This is a genomic window from Pelagicoccus sp. SDUM812002 (genome assembly GCF_031127835.1).
Lineage (GTDB): Bacteria > Verrucomicrobiota > Verrucomicrobiia > Opitutales > Opitutaceae > Pelagicoccus.
Genome location: NZ_JARXHX010000002.1, coordinates 351,741 through 378,137, shown reverse-complemented (window position 1 = coordinate 378,137; position 26,397 = coordinate 351,741). Strand labels below are relative to the sequence as shown.

General features: G+C 55.7%; 22 protein-coding genes. 16 read left to right on the top strand and 6 right to left on the bottom strand.

Going from position 1 to position 26,397, the window contains the following annotated elements; translation table 11 throughout:
* Window positions 1–230: 230 nt before the first annotated feature.
* Genes QEH53_RS05220 through QEH53_RS05205 form a run of 4 tightly spaced genes read left to right on the top strand, consistent with a single transcriptional unit; the run spans window position 231 to window position 4,696 of the window.
* On the top strand, window positions 231–1,496 hold the full coding sequence (locus QEH53_RS05220) for a glycosyltransferase (RefSeq protein ID WP_309022086.1): 1,266 nt from the start codon (window positions 231–233) through the stop codon (window positions 1,494–1,496).
* 10 nt (window positions 1,497–1,506) lie between these two features.
* Window positions 1,507–2,532, top strand: coding sequence for a sulfotransferase (locus QEH53_RS05215; RefSeq protein WP_309022085.1), 1,026 nt, complete (start codon window positions 1,507–1,509; stop codon window positions 2,530–2,532).
* Entirely contained in the window at window positions 2,523–3,761 is a 1,239-nt protein-coding gene (locus QEH53_RS05210) for a polysaccharide pyruvyl transferase family protein (protein ID WP_309022084.1), read from the top strand. Before QEH53_RS05215 ends, QEH53_RS05210 begins: the two co-directional genes overlap by 10 nt.
* Window positions 3,758–4,696, top strand: a complete 939-nt coding sequence (locus QEH53_RS05205; RefSeq protein WP_309022083.1) for a hypothetical protein — start codon at window positions 3,758–3,760, stop codon at window positions 4,694–4,696. The genes QEH53_RS05210 and QEH53_RS05205 overlap by 4 nt, the downstream gene beginning before the upstream one ends.
* Window positions 4,697–4,939: 243 nt before the next feature.
* Here the strand turns inward: QEH53_RS05205 and QEH53_RS05200 are convergent, their stop codons facing one another.
* On the bottom strand, window positions 4,940–6,196 hold the full coding sequence (locus QEH53_RS05200) for an ABC transporter ATP-binding protein (protein ID WP_309022082.1): 1,257 nt from the start codon (window positions 6,194–6,196) through the stop codon (window positions 4,940–4,942).
* A gap of 22 nt (window positions 6,197–6,218) precedes the next feature.
* Window positions 6,219–7,112 carry an ABC transporter permease gene (locus QEH53_RS05195; RefSeq protein WP_309022081.1) on the bottom strand — a complete coding sequence of 298 codons (894 nt, stop codon included), beginning with the start codon at window positions 7,110–7,112 and terminating at the stop codon, window positions 6,219–6,221.
* A 208-nt stretch (window positions 7,113–7,320) separates the two neighbouring features.
* On the opposite strand from QEH53_RS05195, the gene QEH53_RS05190 reads away from it, so the two are divergent.
* From QEH53_RS05190 to QEH53_RS05180, 3 genes are read left to right on the top strand one after another with little or no spacing between them, the layout of a single operon-like run.
* Window positions 7,321–8,508 carry a glycosyltransferase family 61 protein gene (locus QEH53_RS05190; protein ID WP_309022080.1) on the top strand — a complete coding sequence of 396 codons (1,188 nt, stop codon included), beginning with the start codon at window positions 7,321–7,323 and terminating at the stop codon, window positions 8,506–8,508.
* Entirely contained in the window at window positions 8,505–10,484 is a 1,980-nt protein-coding gene (locus tag QEH53_RS05185) for a glycosyltransferase (RefSeq protein ID WP_309022079.1), read from the top strand. The genes QEH53_RS05190 and QEH53_RS05185 overlap by 4 nt, the downstream gene beginning before the upstream one ends.
* Window positions 10,485–10,518: 34 nt before the next feature.
* Window positions 10,519–11,364 carry a sulfotransferase family 2 domain-containing protein gene (locus QEH53_RS05180; RefSeq protein WP_309022078.1) on the top strand — a complete coding sequence of 282 codons (846 nt, stop codon included), beginning with the start codon at window positions 10,519–10,521 and terminating at the stop codon, window positions 11,362–11,364.
* A gap of 59 nt (window positions 11,365–11,423) precedes the next feature.
* Here the strand turns inward: QEH53_RS05180 and QEH53_RS05175 are convergent, their stop codons facing one another.
* Together QEH53_RS05175 and QEH53_RS05170 are read right to left on the bottom strand one after the other, a co-directional pair.
* Window positions 11,424–12,251 carry an ABC transporter permease gene (locus QEH53_RS05175; protein WP_309022077.1) on the bottom strand — a complete coding sequence of 276 codons (828 nt, stop codon included), beginning with the start codon at window positions 12,249–12,251 and terminating at the stop codon, window positions 11,424–11,426.
* Complete coding sequence (locus QEH53_RS05170) at window positions 12,248–13,306, bottom strand: ABC transporter ATP-binding protein (RefSeq protein ID WP_309022076.1); 1,059 nt, start codon at window positions 13,304–13,306, stop codon at window positions 12,248–12,250. The genes QEH53_RS05175 and QEH53_RS05170 overlap by 4 nt, the downstream gene beginning before the upstream one ends.
* 179 nt (window positions 13,307–13,485) lie before the next feature.
* Between QEH53_RS05170 and QEH53_RS05165 the strand changes: the two genes are divergently transcribed.
* The 8 genes from QEH53_RS05165 (at window position 13,486) to QEH53_RS05130 (ending at window position 21,958) form a co-directional block, all read left to right on the top strand.
* On the top strand, window positions 13,486–14,964 hold the full coding sequence (locus QEH53_RS05165) for a SulP family inorganic anion transporter (protein WP_309022075.1): 1,479 nt from the start codon (window positions 13,486–13,488) through the stop codon (window positions 14,962–14,964).
* A 74-nt stretch (window positions 14,965–15,038) separates the two neighbouring features.
* On the top strand, window positions 15,039–15,887 hold the full coding sequence (locus QEH53_RS05160) for a universal stress protein (RefSeq protein WP_309022074.1): 849 nt from the start codon (window positions 15,039–15,041) through the stop codon (window positions 15,885–15,887).
* 310 nt (window positions 15,888–16,197) lie between these two features.
* On the top strand, window positions 16,198–16,542 hold the full coding sequence (locus QEH53_RS05155; protein WP_309022073.1) for a hypothetical protein: 345 nt from the start codon (window positions 16,198–16,200) through the stop codon (window positions 16,540–16,542).
* A 100-nt stretch (window positions 16,543–16,642) separates the two neighbouring features.
* Window positions 16,643–18,037 carry an ABC transporter substrate-binding protein gene (locus QEH53_RS05150; RefSeq protein ID WP_309022072.1) on the top strand — a complete coding sequence of 465 codons (1,395 nt, stop codon included), beginning with the start codon at window positions 16,643–16,645 and terminating at the stop codon, window positions 18,035–18,037.
* A gap of 55 nt (window positions 18,038–18,092) precedes the next feature.
* The gene (locus QEH53_RS05145; protein ID WP_309022071.1) at window positions 18,093–19,022 is read left to right on the top strand and encodes a sugar ABC transporter permease; all 930 of its coding nucleotides are present in this window, start codon (window positions 18,093–18,095) and stop codon (window positions 19,020–19,022) included.
* A 56-nt stretch (window positions 19,023–19,078) separates the two neighbouring features.
* Entirely contained in the window at window positions 19,079–19,921 is an 843-nt protein-coding gene (locus QEH53_RS05140) for a carbohydrate ABC transporter permease (protein WP_309022070.1), read from the top strand.
* Between the two features lie 133 nt (window positions 19,922–20,054).
* Complete coding sequence (locus QEH53_RS05135) at window positions 20,055–21,635, top strand: peptide chain release factor 3 (protein ID WP_309022069.1); 1,581 nt, start codon at window positions 20,055–20,057, stop codon at window positions 21,633–21,635.
* A gap of 98 nt (window positions 21,636–21,733) precedes the next feature.
* Window positions 21,734–21,958 carry a hypothetical protein gene (locus tag QEH53_RS05130; protein WP_309022068.1) on the top strand — a complete coding sequence of 75 codons (225 nt, stop codon included), beginning with the start codon at window positions 21,734–21,736 and terminating at the stop codon, window positions 21,956–21,958.
* Window positions 21,959–21,966: 8 nt separating this feature from the next.
* Here the strand turns inward: QEH53_RS05130 and QEH53_RS05125 are convergent, their stop codons facing one another.
* Window positions 21,967–23,853 carry a TRAP transporter large permease subunit gene (locus QEH53_RS05125; protein WP_309022067.1) on the bottom strand — a complete coding sequence of 629 codons (1,887 nt, stop codon included), beginning with the start codon at window positions 23,851–23,853 and terminating at the stop codon, window positions 21,967–21,969.
* Between the two features lie 181 nt (window positions 23,854–24,034).
* On the opposite strand from QEH53_RS05125, the gene QEH53_RS05120 reads away from it, so the two are divergent.
* Window positions 24,035–25,459 carry a hypothetical protein gene (locus tag QEH53_RS05120; RefSeq protein WP_309022066.1) on the top strand — a complete coding sequence of 475 codons (1,425 nt, stop codon included), beginning with the start codon at window positions 24,035–24,037 and terminating at the stop codon, window positions 25,457–25,459.
* Window positions 25,460–25,470: 11 nt separating this feature from the next.
* On the opposite strand, the gene ftsY is transcribed toward QEH53_RS05120, so the two are convergent.
* Window positions 25,471–26,397 carry a signal recognition particle-docking protein FtsY gene (gene ftsY, locus QEH53_RS05115; RefSeq protein ID WP_309022065.1) on the bottom strand — a complete coding sequence of 309 codons (927 nt, stop codon included), beginning with the start codon at window positions 26,395–26,397 and terminating at the stop codon, window positions 25,471–25,473.

The window sequence follows — 26,397 nt, the reverse complement described above, 5'->3', positions numbered from 1 at the left end:
CAACCTAACCATCAAACAGCACCTTGCCTGGTGCAGATTGCACCCGCAACTTTTCCATGTCGCTCCGCTTCAGATTCAATCGGCAAGCGCCCTTCTCTGGTACAGGCCCCTAACTTTCAAATACTTATACAAGTCAATCTGCTCGTGTTTATCGAAAGACAGTTAGCGGGAGCCAATTGGTACCTCGATTGCAAGGGTACGGGAAACCGAAATCCAATTCGCCCATCGAGATGCCAACCCAACCAAGATCCCATAGCGACGCACTAAGAGTCCTCCACTACTGCGGACGATTCTCTACGCTATCCGAAACTTTCATCTACGATCTCGTGAAAGGGCTTGATCAACAGGGAATCGAGAACCACGTGGTCACCCACGAACGCCTCCGCCCAAAATCCCGACCTTTCCCCCGAGTTCACGTCCTAAAAAAGAGTTCGCCTCGCTCTTTGGAATGCCTGGCTCGACGTGTCTGGATGAAAGCATCCACCGGGGATGCCAGCGGGGCACTTTGGCTGACTGGCCGACGTCACCTCCGCCGCATCGTCCAAACGGTAAAGCCGGACCTTATCCACGCCCATTTCGGACCTCTCGGAGCCAAAATCGCACCCGTCAGCGAAAAAGAAGGAATTCCCCTTGTTACCACTTTTCACGGCTACGACGCCACCTGGTACCCACGAGACCACTTTTGGCACGGCCAGCTGTCCCAACTTTGCCGCACTGAATCTGCATCGGTCGGCGTGTCCGAAAATATCTGTAACAAGGTTAGGTTACTCGGAGCACCCGAGCGATCCGTCGTGAAGATAGCCAACGGAGTCGATCTGGAGCAATTCCCCTACCAATCTCCGACCAGCGGTTTCAACGGTTCACAAGTGGAGTGGCTTTTCGTCGGACGACTGGTACCCAAGAAAGGAATACTATACCTTCTCGAATCATTTCGTAGAGCCAAAGCCCGCACTCCACGCTCCATCCAGCTCAAACTGCATATAATTGGCGACGGCCCTGAAAAAGAAGCCCTAATCGCCGCTCGCCAGCAAGCCGGGTTGCAAGAGAGTGTGGAAGTTCACGGAGCCAAACCTCATCATTTCGTTCGTGAAATGATGAAGCGCTGTCACCTACTTGCCCAGCACAGCGTGACCTCTAGTGATGGCGACCAAGAAGGCCAACCTGTTTCGCTCATTGAAGCGGCCGCTTCCGGCTTACCAATCGTCTCCACCAGACACAGCGGGATTCCAGAGGTGGTCATCGAAGGAAAAAATGGATACCTCGTTGACGAACGGGATGTGGAGACGATGGCTGATCGCATGGCTCAGCTCAACTCGCATCCTGAGAGCTGGGAAGCGATGAGCCTCTACGGGCGTAAACATGCGGAACAAAACCTGCAGCTGCCAACCCAGCTGGAGGCCTGGAAATCACTCTACTTCAAGCTCTGCAACATAGCGACAGACCCGCAACAAGCACCGGCGCTCCAGCCGGAACTGGTTAAAAGCGGATCCTTCTAGCCACTAGACGATGACAAGACTTAAGCTATCCCCTCCTCGCAACTCCCGCTCCTCCAGCCTTTTATACCAAGGGGCTTTCCGTGCCGCGGGGAGCCTCGGCGCTTGCCGAGAGGAAGAAACCATCGTCGTAACTGGCGTGCCTCGATCAGGGACCACGCTCGTCCAGGAAACCCTACAAGAGCTGCCCGACTACAAAACGCTCAACGAACCTTTGCTGCACAAAAGCGTCCAAAAAGCTCACGGCTTTACTTCCCGGACTTATCTCTCCCCTGACGCTGTTGCCCCACAACAGCGTCGATTCCTCAAACAAACCCTTTCCGGAAAGCTCGGAGCCACAGCTCGATGGTCCCAACAATCTGACAGCCGTTGGCAAACCCTCCAAGAACACGCGAAAAGACGGAAACTTTTGGTGAAGTTCTGCCGCCTTAACCGCATGCTTCCGTGGTTTTGCCAAAATTTTCAAACGAAGGGCATCGTGCTCGTCATCCGCCACCCATGCTCAGTGGTCAGTTCAATGCTCAAGTATGGTCAATGGGACTTCGACTTCCGTCAGAGAATCCAAGAATCCGACTCCCCCTTGCGACTCGACAACCTCCCGGATGAAACTCGCTCCACCTTCGAACCCGTTGTAGCGGCCGTGCAGTCCCTTGAGGAAATGCTAGCGGCCATCTGGGCGCTGGACTACTACATACCGCTGCGTCACATCGAATCGCCTCCTTGGTTGCTGCTACCCTATGAACGCCTCGTAAAAAGAGGCGAGGCCGAACTGGTGCGGGTGACGCATGGACTGGACGTTCCGATAACCACCCCCATGCGGCAACGCCTCCACCGACCCTCATCATCGGTCAAAGGCAAGCTACGCGGCGACGCCGACTCCCAGCTCTCCAAATGGAAATCCAATCTGCGACCCGAGCAAATCGACCGCATCCTCAATATCGTCGAATTAGCCGGTCTCAGTGAATACTATACCGACGCTCTCGAACCCGACTACGACGCCCTCAACACGCACCAATCACCCTCTTTTCAATGGCACTAACTGTCCAGAATCGTTCCTCCTCGTCATCCACATCCCTGCACTCCGCGAGTCCAGCAATCGAAATCCTCGGTCCGTGGCTGCTGAACAAAGGAGACGTCCTCAATCTTCACGCTCTGCACCAGCGCCTCGGCGAACGATGCCGCCTCGCCGTATCTTCCAACCTCGGGCTCCCGGTGCTCCCCGCCTCTCCAAACCTCCTGAAGATTCGTTGGCGGCCTAACCTTCAAGACTTTAGTTACGCAGCCCGGAAGCCTTCCGTAAAGGGAGGCCTATCCCTTCTGCGGCGCGGAGTCGGGCTCCGGCTCGCTTCCACCGAATCGTTGCAACGCCGACGCATCCTCGACGGCAAGCAGCTTTCCGGACTCATCGACTGCTCCGGTTTCGCCTACGGTGACCAATGGCCACCCTACCGCATGCGCACTCGCGCTCGATACTACCAAAACCTCAAGGCTCGAGGCGTCACTCTCGTTCTGCTCCCTCAAGCCTTCGGCCCATTCGAAAAACCAACGATTCGAGAAGCAGCCACGGACGCTCTACGTCCCTTCGACCGCATCTACGCCCGCGACGAGACTTCTCTCCAGCACTTGCTCACTCTCGACTTGGAGCCGAAACGCATCCATCTCGCACCCGACATCACACATCTAGTACCACCTGAATATCCAGAAAATCCCGAGGAATGGAGCAACGTCGTCTGTATCGTCCCAAACGCGCGAATGATCGACAAGGCCCCCAAAGATCAGGCCGAAGCTTACTTCGAGCTCATGCGCTCCGCTATTCAGCAAGCCCAAAACCACGGATTCGACACACGTTTAGTCCTGCACGAGGAAAACGATCGTCCACTTGCTGAAGAGCTACAAAAAGGCTGTGGAACGCCACCTCCCCTTTACGATGACTCCGCCTTGCAGACCAAAGGTCACCTCGCTTCCTCCCACGCAGTGATTGGCTCACGCTACCACGCTCTACTCAGCTCGCTCTCTCAAGGGACTCCTGCTATTGGAACGTCATGGAACCACAAATACGAGGCCATGTTCTCGGACTACGAATGCCCTAATCTCGTCATTAAGCCGGACTTACCCCCCGACCAAATCAGAGAGAAGATCGACACTATTCTCGACCCAAGCGAGAACCGGGCACTTCGCCAATCTCTCCAAAGCGCAGCCAAACGGCAAAAGGAGAAGGTCGAGTCTATGTGGAAGGACGTCGAAACGCGACTCGATATCGAGTCATGAAAATCGCCCACGTAGTCAATCCCGTCAAAGTCGGTTCCGACTCCGACCTCTTTGTCGCCCAACCCGTCACATTCGAAACGATGCGGCGTGCCAAAGCGATCGCTGCGCCTTTGGTCGACGTCGAGCTAATGAGTGTTCAGTATTCAGAAGACAATGACATTGTTCCGGACGACTTTCGCACTCTTCCTGAGCTCGAGACTTCAGTCCTCGACCTCGGTATTTTCCAACGTCCACGCAAGCTTCCCATCCTTCGCCATATCCTTGACCGGGCATACCAAGCAACAGACGCCGACTATCTCATCTACACAAATGTAGATATCGCACTGATGCCCCACTTCTACCTCTCGGTGGCCAATCTCCTGCAGGAAAACGATGGTCTCGTTATCAATCGGCGAACCATCAGCGATTCCTACCAAAGCCCGGATCAAATTCCACTTATGTGGGCCGAGGCCGGCCGAACGCACGGTGGCTTCGACTGCTTCGTTTTCCGTCGAGATGCGTATCCAAAATTTGAATTAGCAGATACCTGCATAGGCACGAAAGGCATCGGAGTAATTGCGTACGCCAATGTGGTCGCCCACTCCCGCTCTTTTCAGCTGCTGACGGAGGCGCACCTCACCTTCCACATCGGTAACGACATGTCCTGGACTTCGTCCAGCCTCAGCGACTACATGAAACACAACTATCGGGAGGTAAATGCCGGAGCTAAAGCGCTGCGTTCATCGGCGGGACCGCTCGACGCCACAACTCCTCACGGACGTTTTTTGCTAGATCGTTATCACAAAGCCCACCACTACTATCTCAACGAATGCCTCAAGCTGGACAATAGCGACAGCATCCTCGCACCTAGGAAAAACAAGAGGCATCAGCCTAATCTTAAATCGATGCTCGGCAAAATAAAACGCCGGATCTTTCTTTACCATCCTTCGAGATAGACCTCTACAGTGGAAAACCGAAGCGATCAATTCAACCAGCGCTCTCGTCGGACTAAGCCTCCCAATCGCCTGACCAACTGGCACGACCAGTTGCATTGTTGTTACTTCGTTAGCGCCGTCGCTGGACAGTTCCTCCGCTCCCCATTTTCTCGAAAATCCTTTTAGGCACTCTGTGTAGAAAGCGCTCTAAATGCAATAATCCTTTCTGAAGCAAAATCACTATAGCATTCCCAGTTTTTCTTGCTACACTCCCGACAAGCTCCGGACCGCCTGCATTCCGCATGTAAACGGAATCATTGTCGTGCAACGTCCGCTTGGCGGTGAAATCCCCGAGGAATGGATACTGCCTCCTGAAACCGAGAAGACTGCTGCGTTCGGAACTAAATCACTCAAATCCTCGTGACAATGGCATACCGCCGATATCCGATACCTTCCCCTCGTTAACGGCAGGCTTTCAATCGTAAAACGCAGGGTGCCACGTTCCTGATCGATCGTGCCCATTTCTAAAAATCGAGTACTCAACTGCGTCGCCACGACTCCAAAATCATTCCAAATATCCAAACGAATAGAGTGGATCGGCTCTCCGCCGCTCTCGAACGAAAGGTCGAAGTGCACCGTTTCGCCAGCGATCAAGTCCTGCACCGGCAAGCCTTCTTTCGAGAGGATAAGCAGATCGGTGAAACGAGCCTTTCCCCGAAGCTTGCGTTTCGGATTGTTCTCGGAAAACGCCTCGTTCACTCCCTTCTCCATATCCTGCAAGTATTGGCTGACTGCCTCACTAGCATCTCCGTCCGCCGTTACTCTTCCGTTTTGTAGAACGATCGCACGCTGACACAACTGTCGGATCGTACCCATGTTGTGGCTCACAAAGAGTATCGTTCTGCCTTCCTCCGCAACGGACTCCATTTTACCAATACACTTTTCCTGGAATGCTGCGTCACCGACTGCTAAGACTTCGTCTATAACTAGAATCTCAGGTTCCAAATGAGCAGCCACGGCAAAAGCAACCCGAACCCGCATGCCAGAAGAGTACCGCTTGACTGGTGTATCGATAAACCGGGCGCACTCGGCGAATTCTACGATCTCGTCAAATTTTCGATCTACCTCCTTTCGGCTCATCCCTAGGATCGCTCCATTGAGGTAAACATTCTCACGACCCGTGAGCTCGGGGTGGAAACCCGTGCCAACTTCCAGAAGGCTGCCGACACGGCCATTCATCACAATCCTTCCAGAAGTCGGCTCTGTGATGCGGCTCAGAATTTTCAACAGGGTCGATTTTCCAGCACCATTGTGTCCAACAATGCCCACGACCTCACCCGGCTTCACCTCAAACGAAAGGTCCTGCAGTGCCCAAAAGTCACTCGCCAACTCACGTCGCGCCCCTTTGTTTCGCATCTGGTACCACCACGATGCGACGTCCTCACGCAGGGACCCTGCGCCCAATACCCCCAGACGAAACGCCTTAGAAATATTCTCTACTCGAATAATCGGTTCTGCCATATCTTTTTCTTCGGTGGAAATTTTAAACGCTGTCTACAAATGTGCGTTCCGTGCGCTGGAATAACATCATCCCAGCCAAAAATAGAAATAAAGTGAGGCCTACCGACCACGCATAAGAAACTGGATACACGCCGCCCACCCCAAGCAAGGCGTGCCGGAAAAACTCCACGATCGGTGCCATCGGATTTGCAAAGATCAACCACTTCCAGCCGTCAGGCAGGCGAGCGGCCACTGCGTCTAGCGAATAAATAACCGGCGTCACGTAGAGAAGCAATTGCACCACAAACGTCAGCAGGAAGGTGAGATCCCGATAACGGGCCGTCAGCCACGACGTGAAGAATGCAAAACCCACTGCCAGCAGTGCAATATGCATCACAACGAAAGGTAACAGTAGGATCGCAGACCAGCTTGCGTTAATGTTTTTTCCGGCGTCCGTGAGAAAAACGTAAGCTCCCAAGACCACAACGTAAAACAACCCTTGCACAGCGAGCGTCATCAGCTGGCTGACCGCGACCGAGATCGGAACCGAAAGCCTAGGAAAATACACTTTCCGAAACAGGTTTGCATTGTTGGCGAAGGTCGCTCCCGCGTTGTTCACAATGTTAGCGAAGTACTGCCACGCTAGGAGGCCTGCTAGATTGTAAAGTGGAAGCGGTACCTCCCGGGAGCCGAGGTTCCCGAGCATTTGGATCACCATGAATACCCCTGTCGTAAGGATGGGCTGCACTACAAACCAGGCCGGACCCAAGATCGTTTGTTTATACTTGCTGACGAAGTCGCGGTGCACGAACAGGAAAATCAAATCCCGAGCCCGAAACAAAGACCGAAAGTCGAGTCTCCACCAACTTTGGTTGGGCTCAATCACGGTGTGGTACGGCGAAACGCCGGTAGGAGAATTTTGAGAAACGTCGGACATTATTATGCTAAAGAGCCGCGCGCTGCGGCGGTGCAGGATGAAAGTTCAGGCTGTGAATAGGACTCCCAGAATGCCATCTGCCGAAGGTGTCGGCACGCACAGTGCTAGAGGTCTGCCGAGACAGTAACAGATTCCATGCCGATCGTCGCCCCTCGCGCCGGAATTCGAGCTTGCCGGAAAAAATGACCAATCCCATCCCACCTCAACCATGATACGCAGCACTGCTAGACTACTAAAATCCAGAGTACGTGCAGCAGCCCGCTACGCTATACGCACTGGAGTCCATCCCGCTCGGTTCCAGTACCGAATCCTCGAAAGGGAATCACTGGCAGCATGCTGCCAACGTTATACCTCCGAGGAGCAAGCAAGCTACAGGCGTATTCATTCTGAGAGTACAGCAACGAATCCTCTACCCGCAAACTGCGTAGGACGCGATGCGCTGCCTGATGACCCTGGCTGGTGGGGCTACTCGTTCTACGACGTGCCGAGACGCCGAAGCGGTCCTACTGAACTCGCACAGCTGCCAAACTGCACGATCGTTCCTCACGTCGATGCCAATAAGGAATTTTGGGTCACCGTTCTCAACCAAGAAGGCAAGTCACTTCTCGTGCGGGAAATGGCCCTGCGAGCGCCCCATCATCGCGTCCTACGCACCGCTCCGCGAAGACGCTTAGACTCGTGTGTTTGGGTTTTAGAACGCGTCTACGACAACTACTCACACTGGTTCACCGCACATCTACCCAAGATAATCCTACTGCGTGAGCAAGGCCTAGCAGAGGAAATCCTGCTGCCGGAACAACGCCCTGCATTTATCGACGACTCGCTCCGCAAAACCGGATTTTCCCCTGAGAACTTCCGAACCTTCAGCCCTGATACGATCCTGGAAGTTAGCCGCCTCACCTTGCTTAATACGGATCGCTTTCGCCCGGAATTGCTGCAGCTGGTGCCAAAAGCGATGCCTTCCGCCATCGCTCCACCACACAGACAGATCTTTATCAGCCGCGAGGGAGCGAGCCGGAGACGCCTGATCAACGAGGGCGAACTTTGGCCCTTACTCGAAAAAAAGGGATTCGAGCGCGTGCGAATGGAAACTTTGTCCTTCGACGAGCAAGTCGCGCTCATGCAAGAAACGAAAACCCTCTGTGCCCCTCACGGAGCAGGTCTGACGAACATGATGTTCTGTCAACCGGGCACTCAGATTATCGAAATGGCAGATCTCAGCTTTCCCAACCCTAACTTCTACGCCGTCGCCTGCGCTATGAGCCACCAATACTGGCTCGTGTCAGCCGAAGGCGTAGGGGATTGCCACCCTCTGGAGAAGGACATGCGCGTCGATCCTGAGGCCCTCGAAGCGGTTCTCAATCAATCAGCCTCCAAACCCAAGGTCGCACAATGAGCCGTACCTCGATCATTATCCCTTGCCATAACGGAGCCGAGTATATCGGCCAAACCATCGGGTCCGTATTGGAGCAGACGCGACCCGTGCGCGAGATCATCGTGGTCGTCGACAATTCTCACGACCGCAGTGCCGATATCGCACGCTCCTTTGGTCGGCCAGTAAAAGTCTGCCACGTGAGCTTTGGCATGGCCTCCAAGACAAGGAACTTCGGCGCGAAGCTATCGAGCGGCGACCATCTCTTATTCCTCGACGCCGACGACCTCCTCTCACCCTACGCCATACAGGGGCTCGAGGACGCCCTCGAGAAACAGCCCCAGGGGATCGCTTATATCCCGTGGCAACGACTCGAGCAAATCGACAATAAATGGGTCGAACGCCCTCCATCCATACCGCCTCAACGGGCGGGCGACGATTTGCTCGCTGGCTGGTTGTCTGGTCGTTACTACCCTCCCTGCTGCCTCCTCTGGTCCAGTGACGCATTCAAACGCATCGGGGGCTGGAGCGAAGAAACCTGCCCGAACGACGACGGCGATTTGGCTGGCCGCGCTCTCGTAGGAGGTATCCCGTTTCAAAAAGCCTCCGAGGGATTCGCTTACTATCGCCGCATCCCGGAGCTCGCTTCGCTCAGCGGCCAGCGCTTCACCTCCCAAGGCTTGAGATCGCGGCTCCGAGTCGCGGAGAAGCTCATCGCTTGGCTCGAGGAACGCGGCAAGGTCGAAGCTTACCAAGAACCGCTCGCCTGCACGTTCCAAGAAATACATCGTGACGCTCGGGAAAAGGAGTTCTCCGAAATCGCTAACCGATGTATCCAAATTTTAAATATGTACGATTTAGAACGGGCGGCCAAGAGAAACGAGAGACGAAATCGCATTGCTCGTTTGAAACGTCGTGCGAGGCGAAACATTTTCCCGTTCTCGAAGTGGCCCGAACGCAAGCGCGGCTTCGACTTCGAAGTCGATACTGGAAAGCTGGCTTTCCAACGGGCCCAAACGAATCCTCGCCCCTTGGGCACCAACCTGCCAACGCACAACGTTCCTCAGGACCCTGCGGTCAGTGTCATCATTCCCACCTACAATCGCGCCCAACTGGTGGTACGCGCCATCGAGAGCGTGCGCTCGCAAAGTCTCACCGATATCGAAATCCTCGTGATCGACGACGCTTCGACTGACCAAACTGAAGCAGCCGTCGCCGGAATCGAAGACTCCCGCATTCGCTACTTCAGGCAACAATCCAATCAGGACGTCAGTGCGGCTCGCAATCGTGGGCTGCGCGAGGCTCGCGGGCGCTACATAGCATTTCTCGACTCCGACGACGAATGGCTGCCAGGCAAACTGGAAGCCCAAATAGATCGGTTCGAAACCCTTCCCGAATCCGTCGGGCTCGTCTACACTGGCTCCGTCCAGCGCTACGATGACGGAACCGAGAGAGTATTCACACCCGAGCACAAGGGCAAGGTCCTCGCTCAAATTCTGCGAACGAATATCACCGATACAGGATCCGCCAGCGTCGTGATACGACGCAACGTCATCCGAGTCGTCGGTTTTTTCGACGAGACAATACCGGCTATGGAAGACTACGACTACTGGATACGCGTCGCGCGCTTCTACGAGTTCGACTTTGTCCCGCAGGTCCTCGCCAGATACCACGAATCCCACTCGATCGACCGTCGTTCGCGTATCCCGCACAAAGACAAGGAAGCTCGAGAGCAACTTTTCGCAAAATACCACCGACTCTACGAGCAACATGAGCTGGTAAACCAGTTTCATACGATCAGCGCCGATCGACTGCTACAGCGCTACCAAGTTTCGGACCGGAAGGGCGCCCTTCGGGCATCGCTCAAAGCCATCGGGGCTAATCCAAGAAAGCGGAAAGCATATAGGCTCTCGGTGCAAAGCGTCGCACCTCGCCGTATTTGGCCCGCTATCCGTAACCTGGGATCGCTCTTGAATCGAAACCAACCGAGAGGCGTATAGTCACTTCCTGAGAAAGTCCTTCCTCTCGACAAGCATGCTAAACAGATTCTACCGCAAAGCCTCCGTTCGATTTTCCAACAGAAGAAAGCTACCCAATCTCATTTTCCTTCACGTTCCCAAAGCTGGTGGGACTAGCCTTGATCGAACTCTCGAAGCGCTTTATCCTCGCGACCGCGAAGGCAACATTCGCTTTGATAAAGTTACCGAAGCTTGGCAGCTCGCCCAAGACTTTCGCCCCTCAGGACGAGAAGACGACTTTTCCTGGTTCCAAACCATAAACACTGTCCTCTCCTACAAGATTGCCAGCCAAGCTCCCTACTTGTCAGGACACTTTGCAGTTAGCCAACAGATCCTGAACTCGGCTAAGGACAAATACCAATTCGTAACATTACTCCGGGAACCGGTGGCGCGTTGGAAATCCAACTACATCTACAGCCGTATTCGACTGGCTCAAGACGGTAAGCGCCAAGCACCTAAAAACATAGGGCAGGAGCTCGAAGACTATCTCACCTCCTCCCAAGCAAAAAAAGAGGGTACCAAATATGTAAGGTACTTTGGGGGCTATAAAACCCCAGACAACATGGGCAGCCAAGAATGTATCGAAAAATCCGTTACGCTACTTTCACAGTTCGATTGTATCGGATTTCTCGAAAACCTGCCCGAGTTCGAGCGACGCTTATCCGAGCTGCTCAATATTAAAATATCCGTCCCCCACTTGCGAAAGACGGAGGAGTTCATGGAGCCCAGCGGACGTACAGCCGGAGACTACAAAGCCCTTTTCACCGATGCCGTTGTGGAGAAGGTGACCGAAATCTGCCGTCCCGACCAAGAAATATACCAGGCTGCTCGGGCACTCGAGCAGCCTATAGTCAGCTCCTAATAGTTATATCCTTTTGAGACGGCGGCGATGTAGCAATACGGATCGCCCGTGGCATGAGATCAGTTTCGTAAATTCTTACCAGACTTCAATAAGGTCAAAGCCAGTCCCGCCGACAGCAAAAAGAATACGCCGCTCACCAAAAAGCAGCTCACTATTCCCACATCCCCTACTCCTGTCATACCGTATCGGATACCATTCACCATGTACAGAAATGGGTTGAAGAGGGCCACTGTCTGCCACATTTCAGGCAACAAGGAAATCGAGTAGAAGACGCCACCCAAAAAGGTGAACGGCACAACCACGAAGTTCGGTACCAGATTTACATGCTCGAACTCTTTTGATACGACCGCTGTCGCCAGGCCAAACAAGCTAAAAGCACACGATACCACGACCATAAAAACGATGGTCAACAGCGGATCATACAGCGTGTTTGCACCGAAGGCAGCGGCAATCCCCCAAATAATCACCGACGTCATCAAACCCCGCACCAGTGAAGCCGCTGTATAAGCCACCATAATCTGCAGGTTCGAGAGCGGCGAAACCAATACATCCACTACGGATCCATGCACCTTCGTAAGGAAAAACGAGAACGCAGAATTGATAAACGAGTTGTTGATGAGCGACATCATCATCAGTCCCGGCGTCAGAAAATCCATATACGAAACCCCGCCCATCTCGTCCAACCGACTTCCCAGAGAGAACCCAAAAACCAAAAAGTACAGCATCGTAGTGATCACGGGACTCACCACACTCTGCCCCAAAATCACCATGAAGCGCTTGATCTCCCGGCGAAACAAGATCCAGGCTGCATACCAACCCGACGAACCCTTAGCAGCCTCCGCGGTGCGGCGTATTCGCTCCGTTGCTAACTGCGAACCCGAGCTCACACCACACCTCCTTTGTCTCTCAAAAGATCCTTGAAAATGTCCTCAAGAGAACTGCGGCCCGCACGAATATCGACCACTACCAAGCCACACGCTCGAGCACGGTCCAAGATCGCACCCACGGCATGCTCCTCCTGTGAAATCGCACCACCGGGATCGTATTCAATTCTCAATACGCGGCCATTCAATTGTTCGATCCGATCTGCCCTTAATTCAGCGAAGACGCTTCTGTCCACATCCGAGGCAAAGCTAAGCTCTACCCAACGCTTACCCAGTTCCAGCATCAATTCTTCGCGCGGCTGCACCCGTAAGATCTTTCCTCCGTTTATTATGCCGATGCGATCCGCTAGCTGCTCTGCTTCTTCCAAGTAGTGAGTCGTCAGAACGATCGTCACTCCCTCATCACGCAATCCCCGTACGACCTTCCAAAGATCTTCCCGCAGCTCCACGTCCACTCCTGCCGTCGGTTCATCTAGGAACAGCACCGCTGGATCGTGCATCAATGCCTTGCATACCATCAGGCGCCGTTTCATTCCGCCGGACAAACGGCGCGTATTTGTATCCGCTTTATCATACAAGGAAAACTTGCGTAGCATACCTTCGATTTTTGCCCGATCCGGTTTCACGCCGTAATAACCGGACTGAAAAAAGAGTGCTTCCCTCGCACCAAAAAAACCGTCGAAATTCAACTCCTGCGGCACAAGTCCCACCAGCCGTCGCGTCACGCGATAGTCCTTGCGGACGTCGTAGCCACCGATCTCGATTTGCCCTTCGAAATCTTGGATCAGCCCCGAAGCGCATCCGATCGCAGTGGTTTTTCCCGCCCCATTCGGTCCCAACAAGGCAAAGATCTCACCAGGCTTCACCTGCAAATCCACCGTGTCGAGTGCCGTCAACTTTCCATATCGCTTCGACACGCCCCGCAAACTCAAGGCTGAGCATCCTCCTTTCTCCGTCATGCTCCAGACCAAAGCTTCCCACCGCTCTCCGTGCAAGATCGAAGCAAGGTCCGACTTCACCCCCCTTCCAATCTCAATTTGCCCTAAACAAATTGACATCCCGCCGATCCTCCCTCCCGTCTTAGCCCCTTTCTCGTCCCTAACGCTTCCCAGCGGAAACTTGGTGGCTTCGGAAATGCCACGTGCCGTTCCGTGCCGTCAGCTTAGGAGCTTTGGTGGACGTCTTGAAATTCAGCAGTTATTGGCTGCTCTACAACGCAAGACACACACAACTTACAATGACATCGCTCAGACAAGATTGGCTTTCAAACTGGCAAAAAGACCTCATGGCAGGGACCGTCGTCGCGCTTGCCCTGATTCCCGAGGCTATCGCCTTCTCCATCATAGCAGGCGTCGACCCTAAGCTTGGACTGTACGCATCGTTCTGCATTGCGGTCATCACCGCCTTCGCCGGTGGCCGGCCAGGCATGATTTCCGCCGCCACCGGAGCCATGGCCCTTCTGATGGTCGACCTCGTCAAGGACCACGGCATCCAGTACCTCTTCGCCGCCACCATCCTCACTGGAATCCTACAGCTCATCGCCGGCTACCTCAAACTGGGGGACTCTCTCCGCTTCGTATCCAAATCGGTGATGACTGGCTTCATCAACGCGCTCGGCATCCTCATTTTCCTAGCTCAAGTTCCCGAGTTCAAAAACCAAGGTCTGCTCATGTATGGCATGGTGGCAGGTGGACTGGCGATTATCTATCTGCTTCCTCGTATCACCAACAAGATCCCTTCACCGCTCGTCTGCATCGTAGTCCTCACCCTTATCGCCCAGCTGGGTGGACTCGAAAGCCTCCGCACCGTCGGCGACATGGGAGAACTTCCTTCGACACTCCCCGCTTTCTTCCTGCCGGACGTACCTTTCAACCTAGAAACGCTCCTCATCATCCTTCCGTATTCCATCCCTTTGATGGTGGTCGGCCTACTTGAGTCACTCATGACGGCCTCCATCATCGACGGACTCACCGACACCGACAGCGACAAGAACCGCGAATGCAAAGGGCAAGGCCTCGCCAACTTCATCACCGGATTCTTCGGCGGCATGGCTGGCTGCGCCATGATCGGGCAGAGCGTGATCAATGTAGGCTCCGGCGGCCGCGGGCGCCTCTCTACACTCTGGTCAGGTCTATTCCTGCTATTTCTAATCGTGGTCCTCGGCGAATGGGTCGCCCGCATCCCCATGGCCGCTCTCGTCGCCGTCATGATCATGGTCTCCATCGGAACCTTTTCTTGGGCCTCAATCCGCAACCTTAAGACTTATCCGAAATTCTCGTCCTTCGTGATGATCGCCACCGTCGCCGTGGTCGTTTACACGCACAACCTCGCCCTAGGCGTCATGGTCGGCATTCTCCTGTCTGCTCTCTCCTTCGCACGCAAGGTGGACCAACTCATGACTGTCAGCTCACAACGCGAACCGAACTCGCGGGAACGTCGCTACACCGTCGACGGACAACTCTTCTTCGTTTCCGCCCATCGATTCTCGCTTTCGTTTGATTTCACCGAGGTGCTCGACAAGGTCGTAATTGACGTCAGCCGCTCTCACTTCTGGGACGTCTCCGCGGTGGCTGCCCTCGACAAGGTCGTCCTCAAATTCCGCCGCGAAGGTACAGAAGTAGAACTCATCGGCATGAACGAAGCCTCCTCCACCATCGTCGGCAAACTCGCCGTTCACGACAAAGAGGGAGCCAGCCTCGATAGCGGGGGGCACTAATCGCCCCGCGCGACCTTTAGGATTCGATTTCCCTTATCCCCCTACCACACCGCCACCTATCCCATCCTTCCGTTATGAAAAAGATACTCACCTTCACCGACGGCTCTCGCTACGCCCCCAGCGTCTACGACCACAGCGCTTGGGCCGCAGGACGTCTGCAAGCCTCCCTCCAGCTTATCCACACCCTCAACCCACATCGCGAAACCGCCGCCCGGGCCGACCTCTCCGGTTCCCTCGGATTCGACGCTCGCGACTCCCTCCTCGACGAAATGGTCGCCTTCGACCGCCAGCGCGCCCAACTCTCCCAAAAGAAAGGCGAAGCCATTCTCGCCGACGCCACCGAGCGCCTCAACGCAGCTGGAATTGAATATGTTGCCACCGAACAGCGTCACGGCCTTTTCGTCGACGTGCTCGAAGACCTCCACGAGGAAGCGGAACTCATCGTCATCGGCAAACGCGGCAAGAACGCGTCCATCGAGATGAAACACCTCGGCACCAACATCGAGCGCACCCTCCGTGTGGCCCACCGCCCCGTTCTCGTCGCCTCCCGTGATTTCAAACCCATCAACTCTTTCGCTCTCGCCTACGACGGTGGCCCAGCCTCCCAGAAAGCCCTCGAATACGCCCTTAACAGCCCTTTGCTCAAAGGCCTGAAAGCTAACGTCATCACCGTCGGCAACGCCAAGGATCACGCTCAGGCCCAAAAAGCAGGCGAAAGCCTCAAAAACGCCGGCTTTGAGGTCAATGTAGCGCTCAAAGAGGGTAGTCCCGCCAAAGCCATTGCCGAAGAAGTGGAGAACAGCAGCTCAGATCTGCTCGTCATGGGTGCCTACGGCCACTCGAAATACAAGCGCCTCCTCATCGGCAGCACCACCGCAGCTCTCGTGCGCGACTGCCATGTACCTGTTCTGATGTTTCGCTAGCCGATTTTGAAGCTCGCTCGCGACGCTCCCATTCGATCAACTGATACCCTTACGCCGGCAAATTCTCGCGCCGCGCTTATCATCGACTGGGCCAGCGAGACCTTATCCGGTTCCTTACTCCACCTTCCTGAGTTCGGGCTCTGCCCAGCACTCGATACATGGTTCAAGTTTCTCGCATCGCGGCCCCGGTATCCTAGACTTCGAAACCATGGCCCTGGTCCGTGCCCTTGAACACGGCTACCCGATCCGCTGGGACGCCGTCGGCTGCGCCCTCTACATCGACTGACGCGGCTCCCCGTCCGGCCGACAGATGCTCTTCTTCAATCTTCGCCAAAAGATCTTCCATTTCGCCGTCTGCGTCCGCCTCGCCAACAAAGCCGAACGCCGCTTCAGGATCATCGAGGTCAATTGGCCGCTCAAAAACCAAGGCCCTTTCTCCCCCACCTGCGAACGCGACTGCGTCAGCGAAGAAGACGCAGCCAAGTTCCTTACCGATTACTACCGCGTCGCGATGGAAACAGACCTCGCCGAACGCGTTTATTGGTGGCAGCTCGTCGCCAAGGGTTTCGGTCTGATGGACGTGTACGAAGACGGCCCCCTGCACAAGCGCCCCGCCTACCACGCCTTCAAGAGTCCTCGAAGACGGCATTGCTAAAACAGAGAGCCAAACTTAGGCAACACCCCGCGCGAGCACACTCGGCTCGACCTGTAGAGCGCTTGACTTTACCCCCTCTCCAGCCACTTCATCTTAGGAAGTGCCCTGCCTTTTCAAGTATCCATTCCTTGCGTTCCTAGGCGCATCTTCCCTTCTTTTCCTTGCCAGCTGTAGCCGCTCCCCAGACGGCCTCACAGAAGATGGACGCACCATCGTCACCCTCTGGACAAGCTGGGCCGGAACCGAACGAGCTGGCATCGACTCCGTAGTCGAAGACTTCAACTCCGCCCAAGACAAAATATACGTCCGCACTCTCAACATCACCGACCCGCAAACCAAGATCATGTTGGCCACCGCAGGAGGCAATCCTCCCGACATCGCCATCATGAACAACCAGTTCATCGCTCCTTACGCCGAGAACAACGCCCTCACTCCTCTCGACGGGCTAAGCGAAGCCGCCGGCATCACCCCGGAACAATTCGTCAAAACCTTTTGGGAAACCGCCACCTACCGCGGCCGTACCTGGGCCATCCCACTCACTTGCTCCGTCACCACACTCCACTATAATAAAAAGATCTTCCGCGAAGTCGGCTATGATCGTCCCCCAGAAACACTGGAAGAACTGGAGCGTATCAACGATCTCATTACGCAAAAACGAGACGACGGATCCATTGCCCGCATCGGGCACTTCCCGCTCGAGCCGGGGTGGTGGCGTCCTGAGTGGTCCAACTGGTTTGGTATGGGATCGTACGACGGCGAAGACCGCATGCTCTTCCAAGACGAAGGCTGGCAAGACGCAGCCCAATGGCTCGCCTCGTACCACCAACGCTTCGGCAAAGACGAGCTCATAAAACTCCGCTCCGGCTTCGGACGCTTCTCCTCACCGCAAAACCCCTTCTTTGACGGTAAGGTCGCCATGGTCCTGCAAGGCATTTGGATGAATCGATTCATCGAGACATTCGCCCCCGACGACTTCGAGTACGGCGTCGCTCCCTTCCCCGCTTCAGAGAAAGCTGACATCCCCTACTTCGCAATTGCCGATGCCGACCTCGCCGTCATCCCCAAAGGTGCCGACCATGTCCAAGAAGCATTCACCTTCATGCGCTACCTCATTGAAGACGGTGGACTCGAAAAGCTTGCCCTTGCCCACGGCAAGATGACCTCCCTTAAAGAAATGTCCCCAGATTTCTACGACAAGCATGACCACCCCTACCTCGACGTCTTCTTGGAGATCGCCAACTCCGGTTTCGCTAAGGCTCGCCCTCAACTCGCCCAGTATCAAAACTATTTCACCGATACCAACGAAGCCGCCAACTCCCTTCTCTACGGCCTCGTCACTCCCGATGAAGGCCTCGACAAAATTCAGTCCCGACAACAAAAAGCCCTCGACAAAAAGCAACTCCGCTGGTCCCGCGTCGAAGAGAGCTACCAAGACCTCTGGCAAGAACAGATCGACGAAACAAAAATCTACAATTTGCCGTCGAAGAACAACTAGGCCACTGAATAGAGAACCCCATCGCACTTCGTGGACGATATAGAATTTCAATCTCATGACTCGTACCGACAAACTCAATACAGCTAAAGGACTGCTCTTCATCAGCCCTTGGATTCTCGGGTTTCTCGCCTTCGCCCTCTATCCACTGCTTGCGACCTTGTACTTCTCGTTCATGGACTACTCAGTGCTCGCACCGCCCGTACCCATCGGCGCCGAGAACTATGCCGAGTTGGCCAACGATACCAACTTCATGAAGGCCGTCTTCAACACCGTCTTTTTCGCAGCTATCTCTGTCCCACTAAATACCGCACTCGCCTGCTTCCTCGCGGTTCTGCTTAACTTCAACGTTCTCGGAAAAAGCTTTTTCCGCACCGCATTCTTCCTTCCTTCTCTCGTTCCCATGGTTTGCCTCGGCGTCATCTGGCGCTGGCTACTCAACGGTGAGGTTGGCCTTGTCAATCAAGCCATCGGCCCCTTCGCCGACTTCGCCAACGCCGTGCTCGGCACCACTTTCGACACTCCAGCCTGGCTCGAAGATCCCGCCTTTACCAAGCTCGGACTCGTGGTCGCTAGTGTTTGGGGACTCGGACACGCCATGGTCATCTTCCTCGCCGGTTTGCAAGAGGCTCCGGTCGAACTCTACGAAGCCGCCGAACTCGATGGAGCCGGTTTCTGGTCGAAGCTCCGCCACGTCACCCTACCCATGGTATCACCCTACATTCTCTTTAATATGATCATGGGCTTCATCGCTGCATTCCAAGTCTTCGCCGTCCCCTTCGTCATGATGGACGGCGTCAACGAGCCCCCCGGCGGACCCGGCGGTTCCATGCTTTTCGCTGCCACCTACATCTACCTAAAAGCCTTCCAAGATTGGGAGATGGGTTACGCCTGCGCCATGGCCCTCATCTTCTTCCTTCTGGTCGTCTCACTGACCATCACCCTCATGAAACTATCTGAACGCCGCGTCTACTACGCCGGAAAATAGACGAAGCCACCCAATCACCTTCGTGCCCCTTCGTGGGCTAAAAAAATCCCAGTCCAGTGCCCACTCACCAACTCAACCTCTTCGGCAAGATCCTCCTCTACACCCTGCTGGTCCTCTTCGCCATCCAGTTCGCGGCGCCATTCGCGTGGATGATATCCACCGCCTTCAAGCCACTCGAGGAAACGATGGCCCTGCCACCTGTGTGGATACCCTCAGAGTGGAAATGGGAAAACTTCACCCAGGCCATCGACTCCATGGGCAACTTTTGGCGCTACGCAGGTAACACCCTTTACGTCGCCCTACTCTCCGTTATCGGCTCCGTACTCTCAAGCTCCCTAGCGGCTTACGGCTTTTCCCGCATCGACTGGCCCGGACGCGACAAGGTCTTCTACCTGTGCATCGCCACCATGATGATCCCCTTCCCCGTCATCATGGTACCGACCTATACGCTCTTTCGCGAGCTCGACTGGATCGGCACCTTCAAGACCCTCTACGTGCCCTTCTTCCTCGGCAACGCCTTCAACATCTTTCTTCTCCGCCAATTCTTCCTCGGTATCCCAAAATCCATTACAGAAGCCGCTCGTATCGACGGCTGCAGCGAACTCCGCATCTTCTGGCAAATCATCCTGCCGCTTAGCAAATCCGCCCTGCTCGTGATCGCTCTCTTCACCTTCATGCACAGCTGGAACGACTTTTTCGCCCCCTTCATCTTCATCAACGACCAAGAAAACTACACGCTAGCCCTCGGTCTCCAAGCCTTCCAATCGCGCCAAGGCGGCACCGAATGGCACTACCTCATGGCTGCCTCGACGCTCATCATTCTCCCCTTGATCGTGCTATTTTTCTTCACCCAAAAGACCTTCATCCAAGGCATCACCGCCACCGGCGCGAAGGGGTAAGGGAGGAGCTTGCTCGCGACTTGGGAGTAAACAAGATCTGTGAAGCGGGCTTGCCTCAAGACCTCTCCAAATTCCCCGCTTCACGTCTCGCCAGACTAAACCGGCCAACTTCAGTCCTCTCACATCGTCCCTCATGACCCAGCTCGAACACCAAACCCGCCGCCGACGCACCTTCGCCATAATCTCCCACCCGGACGCAGGCAAAACCACCCTTACCGAAAAGCTCCTCCTCTACGGCGGCGCCAAAGACCAGGCCGGCTCCGTGCGCGACCGCAAACACCAAAGCGAAACCACCTCAGACTGGCTCGAGCTAGAAAAGCAGCGCGGGATCTCCGTCTCTTCCACCGCCATGCAGTTCGAGTACGCGGACCACTGTATCAACATCGTCGATACGCCTGGCCACCGTGACTTTTCCGAAGACACCTACCGCGTCCTCACCGCCGTCGACGCCGCCATCATGGTGCTCGACCTCGCCAAAGGCATCGAAACCCAAACCCTCAAGCTCTTCGAAGTCTGCCGCTCCCGCCACATCCCCATCGTCACCTTCGTCAACAAGTGCGATCGCCCCGGCAAAGACCCGCTCGCCATCCTCGACGAGATCGAAGAAACCCTCTCCCTGCAAACCTACTGCGCCAACTGGCCCATCGGCTCCGGCCCTGCCTTCCAAGGCCTCTACGACCGCTACACCCAAAGCCTCCACCGCTTCGATAAAAATACCGGCGGGCGCTACAAAGCACCCGTACAAATCACCTCCGGTGACCGCAGCCCCGAACTGCCCGAATCCCTCGCCAGCCAGATCCACGACGCCATCGGCCTACTCGACCTCGCCGGCCACCCGCTCGACGAAGCTGCCATCGCTACCGGCAAGCTCACCCCCGTCTACTTCGGCAGCGCCGTCAACAACTTCGGCATCCAGCTCCTCCTCGAAGGCTTTCTCCGCCACGCTCCCCCGCCCCAGCCACGCAAAGCCGGAGACCGCCAGATCGACCCCCTCCACCCTGCCTTCTCCGCCACCGTCTTCAAGATCCAGGCCAACATGGACCCCAACCACCGCGACCGGCTCGCCTTCCTGCGCGTCTGCTCCGGCCAGTTTCGCCGCGAGCTCCGTGCCATCCACGCCCAAACCGGCAAACCCGTGCGCCTCTCCTTCGCCCACAAGCTCTTCGGCCGCGACCGCGAAACCCAAGAAGAAGCCTGGCCCGGCGACATCCTCGGCATCACCGGCCAAAGCGACCTCGACATCGGCGACACTATCACCGAAGACCCCGCCATCCGCTACGACCCCATCCCACGCTTCGCCCCCGAAGCCTTCGCCTACTTCCGCAACTCCGACACCCGCAGCTTCAAACGCTTTCGCGCCGGCATCGACCAGCTCCTGCAAGAGAAAGTCGCCCAACGCTTCCATCCCCTCGACGCCCTTTCCAACGCCCCCCTGCTCGGCTCCATCGGGTCCCTTCAGTTCGACGTCGCCCGCTACCGCCTTCAAAACGAGTACGACGTCGAATGCCGCGTCGAAACCGCACCCTGGAGCGTCGCCCGCTGGGTCCACCCCGACCACTCCAAAGCCTCCCTGCGCTCCCTCTTCCTCTCCGGCATCGCCCTCGCCCGCGACGACTGGGACAACCTTGCCCTCCTCTTCGAGTCCCAGTGGAAACTCGAGTACTTCCAGCGCAACAACGACGCCATCCGCCTCGCCTCCCAACCCTGGTCCTAGCCGCATGCCCGACCACTCCCTCTCCGCGAGCAGCTCGCCTAAGCCAACTCAGCGTCGCGGTCCCTCGCCTGTTCACCTTCCTTTGTATCCACTTTTTAATGAAGCTGCCAACACCTAGGACACCATCTCCTTCGTCGCGAACCGGTTGCTGCGCGGCACCGGAACCCTCCGAGCAGCTCGCCGAAGAACTCGCAAAAAACGACACGGCCCACAAATCCGCTTACGGTACGGGAAATTACGGCCAAGCGATTTCGCACGTCTACAGGCAGTCGATTGCGAACACGCACCCTCGTTCGCTCAAGGAAACAAAAAATATTTCTTGATCTCCAACCTACCGTCCAAGAACCAGCCCCGGCAACCAAGTCGTCAAAGCTGGCCAATAGGTGATCAGCAACACGCCAATAACGAATACCACTAACATCGGCAGAGCCGCCCGGATCACCATGCTCATTGGCTTCTCGAAGCGGTAGCTGGCCAGGAATAGGTTCATGCCGATCGGGGGCGTGATGTATCCAAGCTGCAGATTCGCCAAGAAGATGATACCCAGGTGAACCGGATCGATCCCGAACGCTGCCCCCAGCGGAACAATCAAGGGTACGATCACGATGATCGCCGAGAAGATATCCATCAAGCAGCCGACCACGATCAGGAAGAGGTTCAACAACAGGAGGAAAACCAGCGGCGATTCGATGTTCTCCGTCGCCCAAGTGACCAACTGGTCCGGTATCATCTCCGTCACCAGATAATTGGTGAAGCCCATCGCAACCCCGAGAATCAAAAGCACGCCGCCCACCAACAGGCCGCACTCCGCCATCACGCCCGGCAGTTCCTTAAGCATCGAGACCTTGCGCACCAGCTTCGCGTCGACGACATAAAGGATCATCGCATAGAATGCCGATACCGCTGCAGCTTCCACCGGAGTTGCGTATCCGCTAAACAAGGCAAATAGTGCGACCACTGGCAGCAACATCTCACCGGTAGCACCCCAAGCCGCACGTCCGAATTCCTTAACCCAAACGCGAAAGTTGAACGGAGCATCGTCAGGCGAAGCAACATGCTTGGGTTGCCGCATCACTCCGTATCCAATTGTCAATACAAGCAACAAGGTCCCGGGGAGTAAGCCACCCAGAAAAATCTCCTCCAACGATATGCTGACCCGAGCCGAAGACGCCACGACACTATACAATATCAGTGGCAGACACGGCGGAAACAGAACACCCAAAGACCCAGCTCCTGTGAGCAATCCAATACTGCGACGGTCGCCATATCCCGCCGCTAAAAGCACCGGCATGAGCAAACCGCCCAGAGCCAAAATCGTTACGCCGCTCGCTCCCGTAAAGACCGTGAAAAACGTGCACACCAGCACCGTCACGATAGCTGGGCCGCCACGCACCCGCCCGAACACCGCATTGATTAGCCGGATCAAACGCTGCGAAGACTCGCCCTGAGCCAACAGGTATCCAGCCAACGTAAACAGCGGCAGGGTTACCAGCATCGGACTCTTCACAAGGTCATACAAATTCAGAGCTAGAATTGGACCGACCTCATCCGGATAATAGCCTCCCCAACCCCAAAACAGGACCAAGGCCGCGCCAGCTAGGGTTACGAATATCGGAGCCCCTAGAACCGTAGCAATTAGCACCACCGTCAACAGAGGCCACACGAACCCCTCTACTTCCTCGAACTCGTAGAAGCCAAAATAGAACAATCCCGCACCCGCTACGACTGGAATCAACCGCAACCACCACCGGTCGCCTGCCTGCCAGATCAAGCGCAGCGTGAGAATTAAGAAGCCGAAGGGCAGAACCAGCTTCGCCCACCAAAGCGGAAAGCCCGGAAACAGCTCGCCCTCACGGTCCGCAAACTCGCCGAAGATATATGCCCAACTTCCCGCGAACAAAGAGGCCGAAACAAACGCAGCCACGGTGTGGCTGATATTCTTCGCAGCCGCTACATACCCAGATTTTAAATACGCAGTGAAAGTGGAAAGCGACAGAAGACGCGCCTCGCGGGCCGCGATCACGCCACCGACCATTGCCACGAAAAGCACGAGGTGTTGCTGGATGGAGGAATTACCCGAGATCCCAGAATCAAACTGACGCATCACGATTTCGAAAAGCGGCAGAAGCATCATTGCGCCCAGAGCGATGGCGATCGACCAATTCTCCAACCGGTTGAACACAGCCAAAACCGGACCCCACCACTTGCGGGAATTCACTTCAGAATCCTTTGAGCCAATTTCTACAGACACGCTCACCATGCAATGCAGCCCCCCAACCGAAGCAAGGTGAAAGCACATGACACGAATTTGTGACCTCGCCCATTCTATCGCTAGGGCAACGTGTAGCAAAGGCACGTTTGCCAGCTAACCTTCGCTAACCTAGAAACTTAATCCTAGTATGAAAAAGCCTTACCCCCTTTGCATCGTCCTCGTTCTTACTTCCATCCTTCCCGTTGCGCTTACTGCCGACGCCCCTTCTCTAGCTCCCCTCGAGCGGACCGCCGAGCAAGATCGCCAAGACATGATGGACCAGCTGGGCATCACCTCCCTCCGCCCCGGCAAAAACGGTTGGGCCAAAGCGGGCGAGGAAAACGCCGCCAACTACGACGAAGCTAAAGCGAATCCCTACCCAGATCTTCCTGAACTGCTGATGACGGAAGATGGCAAACCCGTGAAGACAGCTAAAGCGTGGCACACCATCCGTAGACCGGAGATTATCGCTGACTTCGAATCGGAGGTTTACGGGCGTGTTCCGCAAGACACGCCTAAAGTTACTTGGTCTGTAGAAACGAACTACTCAGACATTACCGTCGGCGGCATCCCCGCGACGGTACAAAAACTCTCGGGTGAGGCCGACAATTCCTCGTATCCAGAAATTGAAGTCGCAATCCGCGCCACGCTCGTGCTGCCCAAAGAAACCGGCCAGCCGGCTCCAGTCCTCATCATGATCGGCTGGAAACCCTTAGAACTGCCCGAAGATCCTAGCGCCCCTTTCGCCCTCGATGGCACCACTCCTCGCTTCAACCAAGACCCACCCTCTTTCACCCAATTGATTGCTGCCGGTTGGGGCTTTGTCTACCTAGAGCCCACCTCATACCAAGCCGACAACGGGGCGGGACTCACCCGCGGCATCATCGGCCTCGCCAACAAGGGCCAAGCTCGCAAGCCCGACGACTGGGGCGTCCTACGAGCTTGGGCTTGGGGTGCCTCCCGCTGCCTCGACTACCTTGAGACCCTCCCCGAAGTGAACTCCAAGCAAGTCGGCATCGAAGGCGTATCGCGCTACGGCAAGGCTGCCCTCGTGACTCACGCATTCGACCAACGTTTCGCCATGGGACTGATCGCCTCCTCGGGTGCAGGTGGAGTCGCCCTGCACCGCCGCGATTTCGGCGAATCCACCGAAAACCTGACCAGTTCTGGAGCTTACCATTGGTTCGCCGGCAACTACTTGAAGTACGCAACCTCGGAATCAAGTTTTGGCAGCATGACGCCCAACGACCTACCCGTCGACTCGCATCAGCTCATCGCACTCTGCGCCCCACGACCCACTTTCATCAGCTACGGTATCCCCGAAAACGGAGACGCGCTCTGGCTCGACCAGCAGGGCAGTTACATGGCGACCGTAGCGGCAAGTCCAGCCTTCGAGCTACTCGGAGCAGACGGTATCAGCGAAACCGCAGACTATCGCGAATCCCAGATGCCACCCGCCAACACCGACCTGCTAGACGGCGAACTCGCCTGGCGCCAGCACGACGGTGGCCACGAGTCCCAATCCAACATGAAGCACTTTATCCGCTGGGCGGAGAAGATGCTAGCGGAGTAGCGGGAGTTCTATCATTCGTCCTCTTCCGTTCCGAAGATCGCATCGACGTAGTTGTCGACTCGATACTCCTGAAGGTCCTCTGGCTTTTCTCCGAAGCCGAGGAAGAAGATCGGGAGCTTGAGCTCGCGATAGATGCCGACCAAAGCACCGCCGCGGCTCGTGCCATCGAGCTTAGTGACTACCAGGCCATCGAGGCCAAACTTTTCGTTGAATACACGAGCTTGCTCGATCGAGTTCGAACCGAGGCTACCGTCCACCACGAGTAGACTATAGTGCGGTGCCGCCTCGTCATGCTTCTGCAGTACCCGGCGAATCTTCGACAACTCGTCCATCAAATTACTCTTCGTATGCAAGCGCCCTGCCGTATCGATGATCAAGGTATCATGTCCGCGAGCTTTAGCAGCTTGATAGGCGTCGAAGGCAACCGCTGCTGAATCCGCTCCGTGCTGGCCCGCAATAATGTCGAGACCGAGGCGAGAAGACCACTCCTTCAGTTGCTCGATCGCTGCAGCGCGGAAAGTATCGCAAGCGGCGACCATCGGGTTGCGACCGTCCTGCTTGTACTGGTAGCCTAGCTTGGCCGTTGTCGTGGTCTTGCCGGAGCCGTTTACACCAATCAAACAAATTACAGTCGGCGAACCATCCACAAACTGGATACGCCCTTCCGATCCACCGAGCACTCGCTTGAGTACCGAAGCGCCGATACCGGCTACGTCTTTCCCCCGCAGGTCTTTGTCTTTCTTATAAGCCTTTTGCGTTTCCTCGATTATTTCCTCCGTCGTCTCGTAGCCGAAGTCAGAAGCAAAAAGCGCTTCCTCAAGCTCTTCGATCGAAGAAGCGTCGAGTTTCTTGCGACTAAAGATCCCGCCGGTTTTTTCGGCAATGTTCTTTGCCGACTTGGCGAGACCGTCTTTGAATTTCTTAAAAATCGAAAGCAT